The 17,343-nt window shown below is 56.4% G+C and carries 19 protein-coding genes; 5 read left to right on the forward strand and 14 right to left on the reverse strand.

The genetic code is table 11. The features are described 5' to 3' along the window. Positions 1-52 precede the first annotated feature (52 nt). Both ACFIO0_RS00480 and ACFIO0_RS00485 read left to right on the forward strand, forming a co-directional pair. Complete coding sequence (locus ACFIO0_RS00480) at positions 53-532, forward strand: UPF0262 family protein (RefSeq protein WP_390912565.1); 480 nt, start codon at positions 53-55, stop codon at positions 530-532. Further along, positions 533-994 (forward strand): low molecular weight phosphatase family protein, encoded by a 462-nt coding sequence (locus ACFIO0_RS00485; RefSeq protein WP_390912566.1) that lies wholly within the window; start codon positions 533-535, stop codon positions 992-994. A gap of 9 nt (positions 995-1,003) precedes the next feature. Here ACFIO0_RS00485 and ACFIO0_RS00490 read toward each other — a convergent pair whose 3' ends face one another. The 4 genes from ACFIO0_RS00490 to ACFIO0_RS00505 form a co-directional block, all read right to left on the reverse strand. Further along, positions 1,004-1,381, reverse strand: a complete 378-nt coding sequence (locus ACFIO0_RS00490; protein WP_390912567.1) for a hypothetical protein — start codon at positions 1,379-1,381, stop codon at positions 1,004-1,006. A 149-nt stretch (positions 1,382-1,530) separates the two neighbouring features. Next, complete coding sequence (locus ACFIO0_RS00495; protein ID WP_390912568.1) at positions 1,531-2,628, reverse strand: porin; 1,098 nt, start codon at positions 2,626-2,628, stop codon at positions 1,531-1,533. 329 nt (positions 2,629-2,957) lie between these two features. Beyond that, a complete protein-coding gene (locus tag ACFIO0_RS00500) occupies positions 2,958-4,064 on the reverse strand; it encodes a porin (RefSeq protein ID WP_390912569.1) in 1,107 nt (368 codons plus the stop codon). 540 nt (positions 4,065-4,604) lie between these two features. Continuing rightward, positions 4,605-5,894 carry a hypothetical protein gene (locus ACFIO0_RS00505; protein ID WP_390912570.1) on the reverse strand — a complete coding sequence of 430 codons (1,290 nt, stop codon included), beginning with the start codon at positions 5,892-5,894 and terminating at the stop codon, positions 4,605-4,607. A 9-nt stretch (positions 5,895-5,903) separates the two neighbouring features. Here ACFIO0_RS00505 and lepA point away from each other — a divergent pair, with 9 nt between their 5' ends. Next, complete coding sequence (gene lepA / locus ACFIO0_RS00510; protein WP_390912571.1) at positions 5,904-7,700, forward strand: translation elongation factor 4; 1,797 nt, start codon at positions 5,904-5,906, stop codon at positions 7,698-7,700. Between the two features lie 156 nt (positions 7,701-7,856). On the opposite strand, the gene ACFIO0_RS00515 is transcribed toward lepA, so the two are convergent. After that, the gene (locus ACFIO0_RS00515) at positions 7,857-8,030 is read right to left on the reverse strand and encodes a hypothetical protein (protein ID WP_390912573.1); all 174 of its coding nucleotides are present in this window, start codon (positions 8,028-8,030) and stop codon (positions 7,857-7,859) included. 895 nt (positions 8,031-8,925) lie between these two features. Between ACFIO0_RS00515 and ACFIO0_RS00520 the strand changes: the two genes are divergently transcribed. Both ACFIO0_RS00520 and ACFIO0_RS00525 read left to right on the forward strand, forming a co-directional pair. After that, positions 8,926-9,114, forward strand: coding sequence for a CTP synthetase (locus tag ACFIO0_RS00520; protein ID WP_390912575.1), 189 nt, complete (start codon positions 8,926-8,928; stop codon positions 9,112-9,114). An 81-nt stretch (positions 9,115-9,195) separates the two neighbouring features. After that, a complete protein-coding gene (locus tag ACFIO0_RS00525; RefSeq protein WP_390912577.1) occupies positions 9,196-9,705 on the forward strand; it encodes a PhnA domain-containing protein in 510 nt (169 codons plus the stop codon). A 15-nt stretch (positions 9,706-9,720) separates the two neighbouring features. Here ACFIO0_RS00525 and ACFIO0_RS00530 read toward each other — a convergent pair whose 3' ends face one another. The 9 genes from ACFIO0_RS00530 to ACFIO0_RS00570 form a co-directional block, all read right to left on the reverse strand. Next, entirely contained in the window at positions 9,721-10,026 is a 306-nt protein-coding gene (locus tag ACFIO0_RS00530) for a hypothetical protein (protein WP_390912579.1), read from the reverse strand. 188 nt (positions 10,027-10,214) lie between these two features. Beyond that, entirely contained in the window at positions 10,215-10,772 is a 558-nt protein-coding gene (locus ACFIO0_RS00535) for a PA14 domain-containing protein (protein WP_390912581.1), read from the reverse strand. A gap of 86 nt (positions 10,773-10,858) precedes the next feature. Next, the gene (locus ACFIO0_RS00540) at positions 10,859-11,335 is read right to left on the reverse strand and encodes a class I SAM-dependent methyltransferase (protein ID WP_390912582.1); all 477 of its coding nucleotides are present in this window, start codon (positions 11,333-11,335) and stop codon (positions 10,859-10,861) included. After that, positions 11,332-12,072 carry a polysaccharide deacetylase family protein gene (locus ACFIO0_RS00545; RefSeq protein WP_390912584.1) on the reverse strand — a complete coding sequence of 247 codons (741 nt, stop codon included), beginning with the start codon at positions 12,070-12,072 and terminating at the stop codon, positions 11,332-11,334. The genes ACFIO0_RS00540 and ACFIO0_RS00545 overlap by 4 nt, the downstream gene beginning before the upstream one ends. Beyond that, a complete protein-coding gene (locus tag ACFIO0_RS00550) occupies positions 12,069-13,211 on the reverse strand; it encodes a glycosyltransferase (protein ID WP_390912586.1) in 1,143 nt (380 codons plus the stop codon). The genes ACFIO0_RS00545 and ACFIO0_RS00550 overlap by 4 nt, the downstream gene beginning before the upstream one ends. Further along, positions 13,208-13,792: a histidine phosphatase family protein gene (locus tag ACFIO0_RS00555; protein WP_390912587.1), complete on the reverse strand. Its 585-nt coding sequence runs from the start codon at positions 13,790-13,792 to the stop codon at positions 13,208-13,210. Before ACFIO0_RS00555 ends, ACFIO0_RS00550 begins: the two co-directional genes overlap by 4 nt. Continuing rightward, the gene (locus tag ACFIO0_RS00560) at positions 13,789-14,865 is read right to left on the reverse strand and encodes a glycosyltransferase (RefSeq protein ID WP_390912590.1); all 1,077 of its coding nucleotides are present in this window, start codon (positions 14,863-14,865) and stop codon (positions 13,789-13,791) included. The genes ACFIO0_RS00555 and ACFIO0_RS00560 overlap by 4 nt, the downstream gene beginning before the upstream one ends. Then, entirely contained in the window at positions 14,862-16,109 is a 1,248-nt protein-coding gene (locus tag ACFIO0_RS00565; protein ID WP_390912592.1) for a glycosyltransferase, read from the reverse strand. Before ACFIO0_RS00565 ends, ACFIO0_RS00560 begins: the two co-directional genes overlap by 4 nt. Next, positions 16,106-17,308, reverse strand: coding sequence for a glycosyltransferase (locus ACFIO0_RS00570; protein WP_390912594.1), 1,203 nt, complete (start codon positions 17,306-17,308; stop codon positions 16,106-16,108). The genes ACFIO0_RS00565 and ACFIO0_RS00570 overlap by 4 nt, the downstream gene beginning before the upstream one ends. Positions 17,309-17,343 lie beyond the last annotated feature (35 nt).

Consider the following 17,343-nt stretch of genomic DNA (forward strand, 5'->3'; position numbering starts at 1 on the left):
TTTAAGGTCTGTGGGTTAAGCAGGCTGGACACCTTTGTTTTGGACATATCCGATGCCCCGTATCAGCCATATCGAACTTGACGACGCGAACCTGCCGCCGCCCACGCCCGAGATCGAGCAAGAGCGCAAAGTGGCGATGTTTGACCTGCTTGAGGACAACACATTTGTGCTGCCTGCGCGTGACGAACGGGTCGCACCTGCGGGGCCGTATCACGTTGGCCTGTCGATCCGCGACAAACGGTTGGTGTTTGATGTGAACACCGAAGCTGCTGAAAAGGCTGCGGAATTTCATTTGTCGCTGGGGCCGTTTCGCCAAGTGGTCAAAGATTATTTCCAAATCTGCGAAAGCTATTTTGACGCGGTGAAAACCCTGCCACCCAGCCAGATCGAAACCATCGACATGGCGCGGCGTGGCATTCACAACGAAGGCTCGCGCGTGCTGCAAGAACGGCTCGAGGGCAAGGCAGAGATCGACATCGACACGGCACGACGCCTGTTCACGTTGATCTGCGTCCTACACTTCGGCGGCTAGATGGCGAAAGAGCTTCCTCAATCGGTTCTGTTTTGCTGCGATCACAACGCGGTGCGATCCCCCATGGCCGAAGGGATCATGAAAAAGTTTTATGGTACAGGCACTTACGTGCAATCTGTCGGGGTCAAGAACGACCTTGAAATCGACGGATTTTCGATTGCTGTGTGTCAGGAACTAGACGTCGAATTGTCGCGCCACCGCTCGCGCAGCTTTGATGAGATGGAACAATGGGGCGACGATCTTAGCTCGTTTGATCTGGTTGTGGCGCTGTCACCGGCCAGCCAGAGACGGGCGTTGGAACTGACGCGATTCTACCATCTCGAGGTCGAATACTGGCCGATCATGGACCCGACGGGATTGGGCGACAGCCGCGAGGCAAAGCTGGTCAGCTACCGCCAATCGCGCGACCAGATCATTGATCAATTGACGTCGCGCTGGGGCGGGCCCGGATCACACGATTAGATCACACGACTAGGTGCACAGCTTTGCAGCTTGGGTGCCGTAAGCGCGCCATTTTTTCCAAAACCGCTCGTTTGCAGGATTGTCGGACTGGCGGGTGACTTGCGCCTGATGCGGGTCTTTGAAAAACGCAACGCCGCGACGCTGTTCTGTGGAACTAAGTGAGCGATCCGCAACCGCCTGCACACAGCCACACCGCGCGCGCGACGCTTGTTTGCGACCCGCTGCGCGACACGCATTTGCGATCGGCCCCGCGGCAAACAACACCTGCTGTGTTGGCACCGACGAATAGCGCGCCTTGTTGGCGTTGCTGGATGAATACCGGCTGCCGCCGCTGCCGCATGCAGCCACCAAGGCCACAACGGAAAATGCTGTGATAAATCGTACCATGCCTTCGCCTCATATCTTTGGACCTGTGGGGTTTGCCCCATCTTGGTGTCCATTTTTACGATGCCTTACACGGCACCAAGCTCCGCCAGAGTATGACGGAGCTTGGCTCTGGATTCAATCACCTAACAGGTGCGCTCACAACAAGCTGATCAGAATTTGAAACGGACACCTGCGGCCGCGACGTCGATGTCGTCTGTGGCCACACCCGGCGCGTCGTATTCAAAGGTGCGATAGGTTGCGTAAACTTCTAGGTTTTGCTTGTCGAATTTTTGCACAGCGCTGATGCCGTAGGACGATGCGGATGATCCTGCGACGACAAAATCGCTGCCGTCTGCGTAGTCAATCGACAGGGCTGTCGACCCGACGTTGAACCAGTCGCGGTTCACCCCGACCTTAAAGTAATACGAGCTGGCATCCCCGACTTCGAGCTGTTCGCCGACTGCAAATGTGCCGTTCAAACCGGTGGGTTCGTGGATGGCTGCGATGGATCCGGCGATGGTTTCTTCGCCGCCATCGACAACCGAATAACCGACGCGTGTTGCCAGCTTGATGGCGCCCAGATCGCGGTCATAGCGCAGGCCCAGATCGTAGAACGAATTGTCGTTGTTGTCTGCCAGAACCTCTTCGCCCGCAGAGACCGAAACGCCAAAGCCGTTCCACGTGGGAGAGTCGTATTTCAGGCGCAAACGGCGCCCGCCATCAAAGCTGTTAAAGACATCGCCGATGCTGACGCCGGATGCACCACCCGCGCCCGCCAGTTGGAATTCATGGCTGCCGGCCAAATCGCCAAGGCTGGAATAGGCGATGACGCTGGTGCCGGAAAAATCGACTTCGGCAACGCCGTCTGTGGCTGTGCTGCCTTGGCCAAACGAGAATGTTCCGTAGTCGGCGGTTTGGTAGATGACCTCGAGTTTGCGCAAATCACGCAAGGATCCGTCGGTTTCCAAACCGTTGTCCGCCAAGGTGACGCCGCTGGAACCGCGCAGGCCCAAAGCGGTTTCAAAGTGGAACCGGAATTCATTGCCGTTGCCGACGCCACGGCGATAGATTGCGCCAACGCGGCTGTTGGAATTGTCATTGTCGGCCAGGAACGTATCGCTGTTCGTGCCGTCATCGACGCTAAACAGGCCAAAGTTCAATTGGCCATAATAGTCCCAGCCATCTTCGGCGGCGGCGGCAATTGGGGTGATCAACAAGGCGGCGGATGCGAGTGGCAAAACCGAACTGCGCAACAAAGAGCGTGTCATGATGCTAACTTTCTTTCTCATGAGCCAAATGAATATTCAGCGGGGGGTGTGCCAGCAGAAATACGCCTGCGGACCCCATTTGAGAAATCACGTTGCCCCGAAACCGCGTGATGGATTTCGTGAACTGCGCGAGCATTTTGTGATAGGGCAGGGTCTTGAAACGGGTGATGTTGTGATTATGGAACTGATTGGTTCCAAAGTGCGGTGGCGTGTGAATGGTGGGCTTAAGCCCACCTTACCCGCATGTCGGTGTGGTCGGTGAAATGCAAATCGCCCCAGAAGAACCGGGGCGATGTTGTTGAATTTACAGGGTTTCAGTGCGACCGTATTTAGAAGGACCAGCGCGCCCCGAACACGGCAACATCGATATCTTCGACATCGGTTCCGCCTTCGTCATAGTCGTAGACCCGGTAGCCTGCGTAAACTTCTGTGTTGTAGGCGTCCAGGTTTTGCACCAACCCAACCCCGTAAGATGTCGATTCAGATCCGCTAACTACGGCGTCGTTGCCTTCGTACAAGTCGATCGAGAACGCGGTGGAACCCGCTGCGATAATGTTCCGTTCGATCCCCAATTTGAGATACATGTAGTCATCGTCGCCGTCGCCTTGTTGCTCGCCCGCAGCAAACGCCATGTTCAGGCCAGTCGGGTTGTGGCGCACTGCGATTGATCCGAGCAGAACTTCGTCTGCGTCTTCTTCCCACGTGTAGCCCAAGGCGCTGGCGATTTTGATCGGCCCGAGATCGCGTTCATAAAGCAGGCCTACGTCGGCGTATTCACTGGTGTCGGATTCATCCAAAGCGTTGCGCCCAAAGGATGCGCTGAACGCCAGCCCGTTGTAGGACGGCGTGTCATAGCGCACGCGGAACCGGCGCGACCCAGCTAGATTGCTGAACGCATCACCCAACGTCACGCCCGAACCGACGTTCGCTGCGGATACAAATTCGACGCTGCTGGCAATATCTGTGACGGACGATCCAGCCACCAAAGTTGTGCCGGAAAAGTCGGAATAGGACAGATCATCGCCGGTCATGCTGCCTTGACCCAAAGACAACGTCCCGGCGCCGGCAGTCGCATAGATCAGCTCGAATTTGCGCAACTCGCTGCTGCTCCAATCCACATCCAGATCCGTGTCGTCGATGGTGGTCGCGGTAGAGCCGGTCAAACCCAGCGCAGTCTCAAAGTTGAACCGCAGATTGGCACCGGTCGAGAGGTCCCAGCCTAGGTTGAAACCGATCCGGGAATTGGACGCATCGTTGTCGGCAAGATAGGTTTCAGAGGCGGCTCCGTTGTCGACATTGAACAGGCCAAAGTTCAACTGACCGTAGAAATCAAACGTGGGTGAGCTAAAATCCTGTGCACTCGCAGCGCCAGGTATTGCAAGCAAAAGACCCAAAGAGGCCGGCGCTAACACAGGGAAAATTCTGTGACATTTCATGATGTAGTACTCCAATGAGGATGATTGACATGGCGTACCGGCGCGAAACTTTTAAAACGATAAGCTAAAACTTGCACAGTGCTGTTGATGACAAAAGCGTGTTTTGCTGCATGTGCGAAGGGCTGCAGAAAATGGCTCATTTGGGGTTTTTGATCGGCTGATTTCAGCGCTAGAACGCGCAAAAAAAGCCGCTGGTGGCGCAATGCGTGAAATAATGGAAAACGGGTCTTTAAAACTAAACCGTTCAGTATTATCTGCGTCCGCTGATCGTAAAATTCCGCCGCTGTGATCTAGATCAAGATCGCGTCAGGGAGCGAACGCATTCCAATTTTTGCGCCACCGAATTTCCCGACATCACCCAATTCGCAGCGCGATGGTGCGTCAAGACGCACCTTACCCGATCCAATCATCTGACGTGTCCCAATGCCGAGCTGACGTTCGCTGCGTAAGGTGTGCGTGTCGCGCACCTTCGTGGCAAAGGTTTGAAATTTTGGCACTTTCCTAAAAAATTGCCGACGTACCCAGAATTGGGAACTGAATTTAGGTAGCAAGCAAGCGCAGCAGGGTCCACAATGCTTGGATCAATGGATAAAGTTGCTCCATCGCGCCCGCCAACCATTGTGCGGCCCCACTCAACTTTGCAACGGCAGCCAGCGCAACCCATTTGCCAAACGTTTTAAAGAACTCATCTCTCGAAAGGCCAAGCCCTTTCGCCAGCCACCCCACAGACTTTTCTTGTATAGCTTCGGCTTCTTTTGTGACTGTTTCCAAAACTTGAGCGTTTGGTGTTGTTGTTTGCAACTGTGTCTGTACGATTTGAACAATTTGCACCAACCGCTGCATCTCAGCATACGAAACGGGCACCTCTTCAAAGTCAGGTGGCGGATTGTTGTGGCCCATCATTGGGGACGCACCCTCGGAAAAGCCTAGGGGTGTCTTCTTCAAATACTTTTCAACTGACTGAGCTGCGTTTTTAACGTCAAGTTTTGCTCTGCGTATCTCGATCTCTAACGCAACCGCATCAGCCCCGGCCTTCCGCACCGCATCCTCAATCTTGATCACCTCAAGCGCGAGGTCCCAGTCAGTAAATGTGCCGTCCCACATCGCCAAGTACCAATCGTGCCAGAACTCCCATTTCGGATCGCTAGCTAGAAAACCCAGAAACGATTGGTGGTTGATGGCGATGGCAGCCGGAACCTCGATGTTTCCCCAAACGGGTTTCTGAGGAAAGGGAAACAGGTGTGGTGTTTCAGCTAGTGAATCAGCGTCTGATTTGGCGGCAGAGTCCGATGTAAGGTTTGCAGTAAACGGTCGTCCCTTCCCTGAGCGCAACGGCGGGAAGGCCGCAAAATCAGCTATGTTGGCGGAGTCTGCTGCCAATTGCACGGAGCGCGCAGAAAAGTCGGCATAATCGCTCGCGAATGCGGCGCAGCGTGCCGCGCTGCGTGCTGAACTGGCTGCATCACCAGAGCGGAACGCTGAGGCCGCGAAGTCAGCGGCCTCGAGAGCAAATTCGCCCGCCGCGTGTACAACAGAGCGCCAATCCACGTCGGTTGTTTGTGCATTTCCCCGACCCAGCGCCGTAATATTTGCACGTAAGCAAGCCAGTGCGAGGCTTTCAGAATCCATAGTCTGGTCCGCACAGATATTTGCCAAGACTCGCAAGGCTGCTCGACCAGCAATTGTGCAACGCACCTGAACGTTTTGGCGTTCAAACCAAGCGTTCGTGCTTGGAACGTTCGAAAAATCAACATCTGCCATCATCACCAGCCCTTTTACAGGCACAATGGGACCAATCCCCCCATTGACCAACCCCCAAAACCCCATCATATCCTCACCATGACACCACTCTCACATATCCGCAATTTCTCCATCGTCGCGCACATTGACCATGGGAAATCGACCCTCGCTGACCGCCTGATCCAAGAGACAGGCACGGTCAAAGATCGTGACATGCAGGCCCAGATGCTGGACTCCATGGACATCGAACGCGAGCGTGGCATCACCATCAAAGCCAACACCGTGCGCATCGAATACACCGCCGACAATGGTGAGGACTACATTCTCAACCTGATCGATACCCCCGGCCACGTCGATTTCGCCTACGAAGTGTCGCGCTCCATGCGTGCGGTCGAGGGGTCGTTGCTGGTTGTTGACGCCTCCCAAGGGGTCGAGGCGCAGACATTGGCAAACGTCTATCACGCGCTCGATGCGGACCACGAAATCGTGCCGATCCTCAACAAGATCGACTTGCCCGCCGCCGATTGTGACCGCGTTGCCGAGCAGATTGAAGACGTCATCGGGATCGAAGCCTCGGGCGCGATCCAAGTGTCCGCCAAGACCGGCGTCGGCATCCACGAAACGCTCGAATCCATCGTCAAAGATTTGCCCGCGCCAAAGGGTGACGAGAACGCAGATCTCAAGGCGATGCTGGTCGATTCATGGTACGACAGCTACCTCGGCGTGATCGTTTTGGTCCGCATCATCGATGGCCGTCTGAAAAAGGGCGAAAAGGTTAAATTCCTGTCCAACGGCACGGTCCATCACGTCGACCGCATCGGCGTTTTCCGCCCCCAGATGGAGATGATCGACAGCCTTGGCCCCGGCGAAATCGGGTTCCTGACCGCATCGATCAAACAGGTCCGTGACACGCGCGTTGGCGACACCATCACGCACGAACGCAAAGACGTCGAACCGCTGCCCGGCTTTAAACCCGCGCAACCCGTGGTGTTCTGTGGCCTGTTTCCGGTGGATGCCGCCCAGTTCGAAGACATGCGCGACGCCATCGACAAACTGGCGCTGAATGATGCGTCGTTCAGTTTCGAGATGGAAACGTCAGCAGCACTTGGCTTTGGCTTTCGCTGCGGTTTCCTAGGCTTGCTGCACCTTGAGGTGATCCGCGACCGGATCGAGCGTGAATACAACATCGACCTGATCACAACGGCCCCGTCCGTGGTCTATCACGTCTACATGCGCGACGGCACCATGGCCGAATTGCACAACCCCGCGGACATGCCCGACCTGACGCTGGTCGACCACCTCGAAGAACCGCGGATCAAGGCGACGATCTTAGTGCCTGACGAATACCTTGGCGACGTGCTAAAGCTGTGCCAAGAACGGCGCGGCGTGCAGGTGGACCTGACCTATGCGGGCACCCGCGCGATGACCGTCTATGACCTACCGCTGAACGAAGTTGTCTTCGACTTTTACGACCGCCTGAAATCGGTGACCAAGGGCTACGCGTCCTTTGACTACCAGATGACCGGTTACCAATCCGATAACCTCGTGAAAATGTCGATCCTCGTGAACGACGAACCGGTGGACGCGCTGTCGATGATGGTGCACCGCGACCGCGCTGACATGCGGGGCCGCGCGATGGTCGAAAAGCTAAAAGACCTGATCCCGCGCCACATGTTCAAAATCCCGATCCAAGCGGCGATTGGCGGCAAAGTCATCGCCCGCGAGACCCTGTCCGCCATGCGCAAAGACGTGACGGCCAAATGCTACGGCGGCGATGCAACCCGCAAACGCAAACTGCTGGACAAGCAGAAGGCGGGTAAGAAAAAGATGCGCCAGTTCGGGCGGGTCGATATTCCGCAAGAAGCTTTCATCTCAGCACTTAAAATGGATTCCTAATCCATTTTGAGTGACGGTGGGAGGCAGCGTATTGCAAAGCAATGCGCGTTCCCACTCAGAAGTTTTGGCGCACTTTTCTGTGCAAAAAGAGCGTAAAAGCGCTTCGTTAGGCAAAGTGCAGCGGTTTGGCAGCCATCTTGCAATGGCCGCCAAAGATTATTTTTCTTTGCGTACACCCTTGAAAGGCGTTTTATCTGATGTCTTCACATCCATAAATCGGCCTGTTTCAGCATCTCGCTTCACGTAGTGCCCAGATGGTGTTTTGGTTTGGCTTCTTTGCTTAACCATACCTTTGCGATGCCCATCACCTGTTGGTGGATTAGTTGCCATTTTTCTAATTCCTTACCCAGTGTGACACGGTTTGCAGCAGTAAAAACAACCGTTCACCTTCGAATGGTGTTTTTTTGCTTGAGTGACCGCTGGAGAACAGGTTGAAAACTCACCGAGGTAAGTGCGATTTTCAACATTGGGCATCCATGAACATCCCGTCGTATGGACTTCATGGTCTCCGTTGTTTTGTTGATTGTTGTTTACGTAGTATTTAGCCATTTTTGGCTCCTTCTAGGTTTGATACAGAAGGCTGCTTGACTAATTCGCTCGAGATGTCTTAATCCAAGGTGCTGTTCGAATATACCTGCACAGCCTTCTAGCTTATGCAGAGCCGAACATAGACGCCGCTTCGGTCACAACCCGATAGCGGCGTCAATTGATTCTATTCAGCGTCAGGATGATATTGTATGGCCTCAGGCACGGAGTCAACGGCGAGACACAACATTTGGTGAAAGTAAATAAATTTACCCCATTAATAAGGGTTCTAAGGCACAATGTTGAGATCGTCAACATGAAAATGTGGATATGTTGTGGATAATCTATATGTAGTGGGCAACCTCACGTAAGGTGACTATCTTAATTTACCAAACCTCTGGTTTGGTAGCGCCCGTGTCCGACGCTTCGCGCGTTCACCCCTGAAATGATCCACTGGATCATTTCCGAGACGGGGTTCACCCACTCCCACGGGGCGGGCGCTTTGCTTCCTGCCCCTCGGTTCGGGCCAGCGTGCGCGAAGCGCGCGCGTGAGAGACAGAGCGATGGCGTGCCATCGCGGAGTCGACGCAAGTGGACCTAATCCAACGTACCGCCACCCCCCCCTTTGACCCAGATCAAAGCCCTCCATCCCAACATCCCGCATAACCCCCTCATCATCCGCCACCGCAATGAGGACCCCATGTTACGCCTAGGCATCATCTTTCACCTGTTCATCGGCTCAACCGTGGTCGGCTGCGCGATCATCGCCGCACTTAGCCTTGGGTACGACACCCTGACCCCGATCATCATCGCCGCCGCGATCGGTTTCGTCGTCTCGATCCCCGTCACCTACGTCGTGACCAAAGCGGTGCTGACCAACATCAAATAGCCGAACGCAAACCTCAACACACCACCTGTCAATTGCCCGACCGCTGCCGTACAAATCGGCCAAACAGACAGGACACTGCCCATGACATGCCCCCTTTGCGCCGCTGACACAGACCAGCTGATCGACACGCCAGTAGACGGCGGGCCACACGGCGCGACAGTGCAAATCTGCGCGGATTGCGCGGGCCAACTCGCAACCCCGGACCCAACCCATTTTCGCGCCCTCGCCACGACCATGTGGTCCGAAGAACCGGCCGTCCAAGTCCTCGCCGCGCGCACCCTCGCGCGCCTCGGCGATCACGCTTGGGCGCGTGACTTGTCCGATCAATTGTATCTCGACGACGAGACGCGCCTTTGGGCCGACAACGTCGCCCCAGTCTTGGATCACAAGGACAGCAACGGCGTGCCGCTGGCCGCTGGTGACACAGTCGTCTTGATCAAGGATCTGCCCGTCAAAGGCGGTGGCTTTACCGCCAAACGTGGCACTGCCGTGCAGCGCATTTCGCTGGTCGCCGACAACCCCGCGCACATCGAGGGGCGCGTCGAAGGACAGCGCATCGTGATCCTGACCGAGTTCGTCAAAAAGCGCTAAACCCGGCGTCGAAACCTAGGGCCCAAAGATCGGGTATTCCCATTCTTTGCCCGCGATCTCGGTTAACTCGTATTTGCGTTCCAACCGTTTGGCGGCCTGCATCCGCGCGGCGTCAACCTCGAGCCGACCCATCATCTCTTTCATGTTGCGCCCCTGCAATTTCGCAAGCAAATGCGCGTCCCGCATCCGCACCACCGCGCAGATCGGTTTGCGGTGACGGGTGATCCACAAATTGCCACCCTCAGCCGTCACCAGCTTCAGCGCCGAAGACGCGTTTTTGCGGAAATCGGTAAAAGAAATTTCATGAATGTGCGGTAACATCTGTGTGACCCTCGGCGTTGGTTTTAAAACTGTACAGAAATCGCGGAAATCTGCGCAGAACGCCGTTTTGGGGCCGAATATCGAGCAAAACAAAGGGCGCAAACTACACAGTTTCTTGCGAAATCTGTACAGTTTGCACCCTAAAACATGCCCGTTTCTGCTGGTTTAACCAACCGCGCGGTGGCTTATCAGTGGCCGAAGGATGCGTTTTCCATCCAGTCCGGTTCGCCCATTCCGGCGCGCATGTGTAGGCAAGCAGACCCTGTGCGCTGGAAGTATAACGCGCTCAGTTCGTACCATCCGGCAGAGGGCACTTTGACGGTTGCGGGGTCGCTTTCTTCGCAGGGATGACGGCCGTCGAAGAACGCAACTTCTTGTCCGCCGATCTTGACCTGCAGCCCGTCATTGCTAAGGAAATCAATGGTATAGGTGCCCGCTGCGTCAAAGCGAACGTAGCCGGAAATGTCGGCGACCACGTGGTGGGCCTTGGTGGATGTGAGCGTTTTGTCACCGTCTTTGGTGTCGATGTAATCCATGCCGGCAAGCGGTTTTCCAGGTTTGGCACCTTTGGCAATGCGTTCGGCCTGCGACAGTGATTTCACATCCGCGGGGTAGGCGTAGGACACAGCCAAGCCTTCTGTCAGCCCACTGGGTTGCGGATTCGCAGGCGTCAAATTCAGCGTCCCTGCAAACGTTGCGGATGCACAAATCATACCGCAAGCGGCTGTAATTATTGTATTTTTCATGGTGTCTTCCCTTGTCGATTTAGGCCGCTTTCGGGCTCATTGATCACTATCCTAACGGATCAAATCTATCGTACAAGGGGGGCAGATCAGGGTGCGCGGTAGAACAGATACCGTTCGCGATCGATGCTGTCAGGCCCCCAGATTTGCGTGAAACCCACCAATGGCTGTTGCGACACGACCAATCCGCCGGGCACCATCACGGCCGCGATTAGGGGCGACAAACGAGCACCCTCTTCGACGTCTTTTTCTTTGATGCCAAAGCCGAAATCGTAGTGCGCCAAGGCGACCCGCGCGCCTTTTTTTGCGAGGTGTGCCAGCATCTCGTCGGCCTCGCCCTGAAGGAAATCAGCCTCAGGCGGGGTGCACGAAGGATGACATTGCAACACGCGATCGATCACCCAAATGCGGCGCTCAGCGTTTTCGCGTAGGTGGTCATAAGTGCGCCCGTTCCCAAGCCCCATTTCTAAAATATCGCCCTGTACATCGCGGGTCTGTTCAATGGCCCAATTGATGCCATCGATTTGCGCGGTAAGGCGGCGGCGAAACGATTCAAGTCGGCTCATTTTACATAGTCTTTCATGGTCACGCAGGTGGCCCCGCCGTTTTGTAGCTCGCTTAGAATACCGCGCGAGAAGTCCCAAATTGGGTCGTCATGCACAAGGTGATGCGTCAGATACCCCAAAGGTTCGCTCGCGTATTGGGCGCTAATGCGACGCGCGTCAAGCATCGTTACGGTTTGTTCAATCACGTTATTTGAATCGACTAACCCACGGTGACCACGCCAAAAAATCGGATCGATGTGGGTGTTGATCTGTGCAATGTTCAGGGTGTTTGACCGAGGTCCAAACGTGGACAGGGCACCGTATCCAGCCGATTTCAACTCGGATACTAACGCCGCGTCGATCCGGTTCCACGGGGGGACGAACATTGCGATCAGTTGTTTTCCAAACAGGGTCTGCATCCGGGTCAATGCGCGGGTTGCATCAAGGATCGCGTGTTCACGAGGGACGCCAAATTCCGACTTCTTCTGACCCTCGGGGGCGGTGTTGCGATGCGCCCAACCGTGCACCAGGGGATGCAGAAAAGGGTCGTCGTTGATCGCAGGCACAAGGCTGTTTTGCGCATGCGCGGGTATGACCGCCAGGTGGGCTGGAATGTGCAGATCACTGGCCAGATTGCTGAGGCGATCCAAAGCGGCCGAGGGTTCAATTGCGTCATCATCGCGCCACCAAATCGGGACAGAAATGTTGTCTGCACGGCACCGCGCCAGCACTGATCGTAAAGGGGACCAGTCGATCATGTTGCCGGCCGTTTCAAGAGCATGCTTTCAACGACCCGCACCGTTTCATTGGCGCCATCATAGCTTCCGGTGCTTGCGCGTTTGGGCCCGGAAATCGCTGCTTTGACGGCACCTTGCAAAGTCGTAGGCGTCAGATCACCATTTGTCAAAACCTGAATTTGATTGTGGTTTGCCAATGATTTAGCACGCAAAGACTGCTCAACTTCGCCACCTTCGTCGAAGGGGATGAACACGGCAGGCACGCCGGTTTGCAACACATCCAACGCGGTGTTGTAGCCGCACATCGACACAGATGCGGCAGCGTGGTGCAGCATCGCGCGAAAGTCAGGGCGCGCTGCCTGAACCACCAGATTGTCTGGGGCATTCGACTGCAAATGGCGCATGCGGTCACCGGCATTTTGTCCGCCAACCAGAATGCGCCATGAGTGATTGGTCTCCAGCCGCGCCGCTTCTTTTGCGGTGTCAAACAGATGCGTGCCAACATCGCCGCCGCCAGCGCTGATCAGGATCTCGTTTTTGCCTGACGCCTTGGGATGAACGGGCGGGGCAGGGGGCGCGACGAACCCGGTGTAGTGCAGCTTGGGTACCATCGTTTTGGGCACCGGCCAGCTAAGTTCGAGGGGTGTTATTGTGGCATCCGAATGCACCAGAACACCGTCGTAGAATTGCGCGATCACATCATCAGCATACTGGGCCTTGGCGGGTTTGGAGGGCGGCGCAAGGATGTCCCGGATCGAGGATAAAATCAGCGGAGGTTTTGCCAATGCCTGCGCCGCGCGAAGCAAGTGATCAAATTCAAAGCGCAGAGATCTGCGGCCAAAGGGGAACAGCTCGGTGATCAAAACGTCCGGCTGAAGATCGTGCAATGTCGTGCTTAGTTTTGTCTGTCGGTCACTGTGATACTCAAGGCTGGCGTCGCAGCCGTTTTCATCTAGAAGGCGTGTGAAATTTACCCCGTCTGAACGCAAAGGCGGCAGCTGGATCATGTCCACCCCGTCAGTGTTTAGCTGCGGTGCGGGCATACCGCCTGAGGCCAAATGCACATCATGACCGGCCTCTCCAAAAGCCCGCGCAAGTGTCAGTGCCCGGCTCAGATGGCCGGTGCCCAACAGGTGCGTGACGACGATCAGTAACTTCATGCGGTGCGCTCAATCAATCGGACTGGGTCGGGCTGCGCGGTCCATTGATTTTGATCAATGTGGATCACAAACAGACGGTTGCGTTTGATCTGAAATGGGGCTGGTCCTGCGAAATTCCAACCCGTTGCATGGGCCATAAACACCCGCATCACGCCGATATGACAAACCGCGACGGTGTCGGTGGTTAGCCCATTCGCCCATGGCAGCAATCGATCGCGTAGCGCGCCGACATTTTCACCGCCACGCGGGGCGAAATCCCAACCCCAATCTTCGATATCTTTAAAGCCGCTTGAGCGGTCCGCGCGCAGGTCTTTGCCATGCTGGCCTTCCCATTTGCCCCAATCCATTTCGGTTAGTGCAGCGTCGGTCAAAGGCGCGCGCCCTGCCACCAATTCGGCCGTATCATACGCGCGTTTCAGAGGGCTAGACCACAGCTCGGCGTCTTGCCATTGGCTCGGTAATTGCAGGCCGCCCAATTGCGCACGCGCATCGTCATCCAAAGCAATATCAGTGCGCCCTTGGATGCGTCCTGCGCGGTTCCAAGGGGTGTGCCCATGGCGTAAAAGCGCAAGTTTGATCATGTGGTCGCCCGCGTAAGTGTGGTCAGAACATTGTGAAGTGTTTGCGCCGCAAACGGACGCAAATGTGCCTGCGCAACAAAGGCGCGCGCACCTGTGGATTGGCGGTGGTGATGGTCAGGGTCTTGCATCAATTTTGTGATCGCCTGCGCCATTCCGGCAGGTCCCGCATCTATCGATGGCTGAGGTCCAAACGTCACATCACAGACACCGGGCCGGTCTTGGGCGACGACCGGAACACCGGCTGCCTGCGCTTCGAGATAGGTCAATCCAAAGGCTTCGTTTACACCGGGCCAGAACAATAGTTTGGCTTGAGAATACAGCGTTGCTAGGGCAGGGGCATCCAGCGCGCCGTGAAAAGTGACGGTCTGTGCAAAGGGTGCAAACAAGGTTTCGACGTCAGCACGTGCAGCCCCATCCCCAACAATATCAATATGTTGCATGTCATCAGGCAATTTCGCCAAGGTTTCTGCGATCAGTTTGTAGGACGCCAGTTTATCGCCCTGACGCATCATAGCAACGCTCAGCATATTGCCTTTGCAGGTCGACATTTCTGGCAGATCAGAGCGATCGAGAAATGGATGCAGATGGATCAATTGCTGGTCATCGGGCGCGTCGCGGCGCAAAGATTGAGCATCGCGTTCGGTCACAAAAAATATTGCTGATGCCGCATCACAAGCTGTCTCAGCCGCTTGCGCAAAGACATCCCAAGGGCCGCCAAGGCGCTTTTTGGCGCGGGTTGCCTCGACCAAAAGATACGGGATCCCTAGCGCGGCGGCAACCTTCGGCCCAATCAGATCGGGGGCCTTGTAGTAGTTGTGATAGGTCACCCATGCCGCCCAGTTTTGACGCTTCCCAATCGGGATGAGACGCTCAATTTCGCTTGCGGCCTTGGTCATCAGATTACGCTGGGCTGTGGCTGATCCGGATGGTTCAAAACTGCGCAGATCAGATGCGATATTTGCCTGATGCCCCCCATCGCTCAGCGCAGACAGCAAGGCCCGTGCCATCGCGCGATCACCCGATGGGGTCGGATGATCCGCAGGCTTTAACGGCGCGTAAAACGCCAGTTTCACGGGGTTGAACCGGCCAGCATTGCACGCAATCGAACGGCGAGCTGCCCGATGCCGGGGGCCATCAGAAATTCTTTGGTCAAGCGCGCAAAAGCGGCGTTGGCCATCGTTGCGCCAAGGGCCGGATCATAGGCAAAACGGCGCATTTCGGTGGCCAAAGCGTCAGGGCTATCGAGGCTCAGGACGCCATGCATTTCGGTGTCGATAAATTCCGGAATCGCAGACACAGGCGTCGACAAAATCGCCAGCTTTTGACTGGCGGCTTCCATCAAGACGTTGGGCAGGCCGTCGCGGTCGCCGTCTTGGGCCACGCGGCTGGGCAACACGAACAAATCGGCCGCGCGCATCGCGGCAATCACCTCGGGCTGATCACAAGGACCGCGCCAATCGATGCGGTCGTGCACCCCGTGATCATGGGCCAATTGTCGCATCTGATCTTGCAACGCGCCACCACCAATATGTATCCAGCGCCAGTTCAAATCGGCAGGTAACAAAGTCAGCGCGGCAATCAGGCGATCAAAGCCCTTTTTCTCGACCAAACGGCCAACCGACAGCATCACAAACGGGTCGTTGGGTTGGCGCAATTCACGTTTGGGCGGCGCGGGAAAGCGCGCCAGATCAAGGCCGTGATAGACCAGATCAACAGGCGTGCCGTTTGCCAAACCGTTCAGATGATCGGCCCCGAATGCGGTGCACGTCGCCCCAAATTGCGCGCCATGCGATGCATCTGACAGCTTTTCACGCAGCTCCCATTCGGGCGAGGTCCAGATGTCTTTTGCGTGTGCGGAAAACGACCATGGCAGACCCAAAAGGATCGCAGCGTAGCGCGCAACTGACGACGGAGTATGCAAAAAATGGGCGTAAATGCCACGCAATGCGTCGGGGGCTTCATGCGCCATCACGCAGGCTTGGCCCCAACGGCGGCGGCGATTTGGGGTGTCATCGCGCGCCAGATCCGCGCGAAACGCAGCCTCGGCAGCCGCAAATTCGGGCATCTCGCGTGCAGCGTCCAGTGCGGTCGCGACACGCTCCGGTTCATCGCGCAGATATTCCGGCAAATAGCGCACGCGGGCCTGCAAGCGGTCGTGCAACGGGTGGCGCTTTACGTCCGTTGGGTGGCGCAATGACCAGATTTCGAATGGCAGGCCGGCTTCTTCCAGCGCAACCAATTCCTGGGCGATGAAAGTCTCTGACAGGCGCGGCCAGCCTTTGACGACGATCGCCAATGAGGGGGCAGATGCGGTCATTCGGCAGCAGATTTCAGGGCGGGCAATCCCATCAGCGTACGGGTGCGGTCGATCACGTAATCCAACCCGTTCAGCAAGGCATCGGCCCCCGCCTCAGACGGTTTGTTTTGCGTCGGCAGCGCGCGAATTGCGTCGATCATTGACTGCGTCGTCATGCCGTCGCGGGCCTCGTCCATCATGCGCACAAGGCCTAGTTCCTCGGCGCGACTGGCCCTGATCCATTGTTCCAGACGCGGCACTGTGCGTGGCACGATGACGGCGCGTTTGTCAAAGGACAGCACCTCGCAGAACGTGTTGTAGCCGCCCATGGATACGACGCCTTTGGCCTCGGCAAACAGGGCCTCGATCCGGCTGTCAAAGCCGACGGCCGTGACCCGCCCGTCCAATTTGGCGACGCGGGTTTCGAATTCTTCGCGCACATCGCCCGACAGGAATGGACCATAGACCAACACCGCGCGCGGGCTGAGATCGGGGTCTTGTTCGTAGGCGGACAGCACGAGGTTCACCATCGCTTTGCCGTCGCCACCACCGCCCGGAGTTATCAGAATATAGGGATCGTCAGGCGTGTCCGCGGCGTCCGTGATTTCGCGGCGCAGGTAGCCGGTGTAGTGCATGCGGGCGCGGGCGGATTCCGACAGGATCAGCCCCTTGGTCGGGTCATAGACCGATTCCGGACCGTAGATCCAAATGTCGTCGTAGTAGGTTTCGGTCGCATCAACTGCACCTTTGCGCGCCCATTCTGCGGCCAGAACTTCGGGTTCGTCCAGAACGTCCCGCAGGCCGAGCACCAGTTTTGTCGTGCCGCGCTGGCTGAGCCATTCGAGGGTTGGCAACAGTTCACCGCGAAAACCTGTCGGTTCCTTGTCAACGATCAGCAGATCGGGGTCGTATTGTTCGATCGCGGATTGGATCAACCCTGCGCGCAGGGCCGTGGTTTCGTCGATGTCCAAACCCAAAGTTTGCGACACATAGGAGCCGTCAGACAGTTTGGTCACACCGGGCAGGCGCACGTGATCCACGCGTTCGGGAAAGGTAAAGCGTCCGGCAACAGGCGACCCCGTCAGGATAATCGCGGATTGAACCGTGTCACTTTGGGTTAACGCTGATGCCAATGCACGGCTGCGGCGCAAATGCCCCAGACCAAACGTATCATGGCTGTACAGCACGACGCGGCGCGCGCGCTTTGTGTCTTTAGTCATCGATTGCGCCTTATGCGTCGTCGTTTCACCACTGC

Origin of the sequence: Pseudosulfitobacter sp. SM2401, from assembly GCF_042932805.1 — a bacterium.
In the GTDB taxonomy this organism is placed as follows: Bacteria; Pseudomonadota; Alphaproteobacteria; order Rhodobacterales; family Rhodobacteraceae; genus Ascidiaceihabitans.

What these genes read in the sequence shown, in the direction of transcription:
- ACFIO0_RS00570 (WP_390912594.1), bottom strand. Translation starts at nt 17,308, where the DNA reads ATGACTAAAGACACAAAGCGCGCGCGCCGCGTCGTGCTGTACAGCCAT.
- ACFIO0_RS00565 (WP_390912592.1), bottom strand. Translation starts at nt 16,109, where the DNA reads ATGACCGCATCTGCCCCCTCATTGGCGATCGTCGTCAAAGGCTGGCCG.
- ACFIO0_RS00520 (WP_390912575.1), top strand. Translation starts at nt 8,926, where the DNA reads ATGTTACGCCTAGGCATCATCTTTCACCTGTTCATCGGCTCAACCGTG.
- ACFIO0_RS00505 (WP_390912570.1), bottom strand. Translation starts at nt 5,894, where the DNA reads ATGATGGGGTTTTGGGGGTTGGTCAATGGGGGGATTGGTCCCATTGTG.
- ACFIO0_RS00500 (WP_390912569.1), bottom strand. Translation starts at nt 4,064, where the DNA reads ATGAAATGTCACAGAATTTTCCCTGTGTTAGCGCCGGCCTCTTTGGGT.
- ACFIO0_RS00525 (WP_390912577.1), top strand. Translation starts at nt 9,196, where the DNA reads ATGACATGCCCCCTTTGCGCCGCTGACACAGACCAGCTGATCGACACG.
- ACFIO0_RS00535 (WP_390912581.1), bottom strand. Translation starts at nt 10,772, where the DNA reads ATGAAAAATACAATAATTACAGCCGCTTGCGGTATGATTTGTGCATCC.
- ACFIO0_RS00555 (WP_390912587.1), bottom strand. Translation starts at nt 13,792, where the DNA reads ATGATCAAACTTGCGCTTTTACGCCATGGGCACACCCCTTGGAACCGC.
- ACFIO0_RS00530 (WP_390912579.1), bottom strand. Translation starts at nt 10,026, where the DNA reads ATGTTACCGCACATTCATGAAATTTCTTTTACCGATTTCCGCAAAAAC.
- ACFIO0_RS00545 (WP_390912584.1), bottom strand. Translation starts at nt 12,072, where the DNA reads ATGATCGACTGGTCCCCTTTACGATCAGTGCTGGCGCGGTGCCGTGCA.
- ACFIO0_RS00540 (WP_390912582.1), bottom strand. Translation starts at nt 11,335, where the DNA reads ATGAGCCGACTTGAATCGTTTCGCCGCCGCCTTACCGCGCAAATCGAT.
- ACFIO0_RS00550 (WP_390912586.1), bottom strand. Translation starts at nt 13,211, where the DNA reads ATGAAGTTACTGATCGTCGTCACGCACCTGTTGGGCACCGGCCATCTG.
- ACFIO0_RS00485 (WP_390912566.1), top strand. Translation starts at nt 533, where the DNA reads ATGGCGAAAGAGCTTCCTCAATCGGTTCTGTTTTGCTGCGATCACAAC.
- lepA (WP_390912571.1), top strand. Translation starts at nt 5,904, where the DNA reads ATGACACCACTCTCACATATCCGCAATTTCTCCATCGTCGCGCACATT.
- ACFIO0_RS00490 (WP_390912567.1), bottom strand. Translation starts at nt 1,381, where the DNA reads ATGGTACGATTTATCACAGCATTTTCCGTTGTGGCCTTGGTGGCTGCA.
- ACFIO0_RS00495 (WP_390912568.1), bottom strand. Translation starts at nt 2,628, where the DNA reads ATGACACGCTCTTTGTTGCGCAGTTCGGTTTTGCCACTCGCATCCGCC.
- ACFIO0_RS00480 (WP_390912565.1), top strand. Translation starts at nt 53, where the DNA reads ATGCCCCGTATCAGCCATATCGAACTTGACGACGCGAACCTGCCGCCG.
- ACFIO0_RS00515 (WP_390912573.1), bottom strand. Translation starts at nt 8,030, where the DNA reads ATGGCAACTAATCCACCAACAGGTGATGGGCATCGCAAAGGTATGGTT.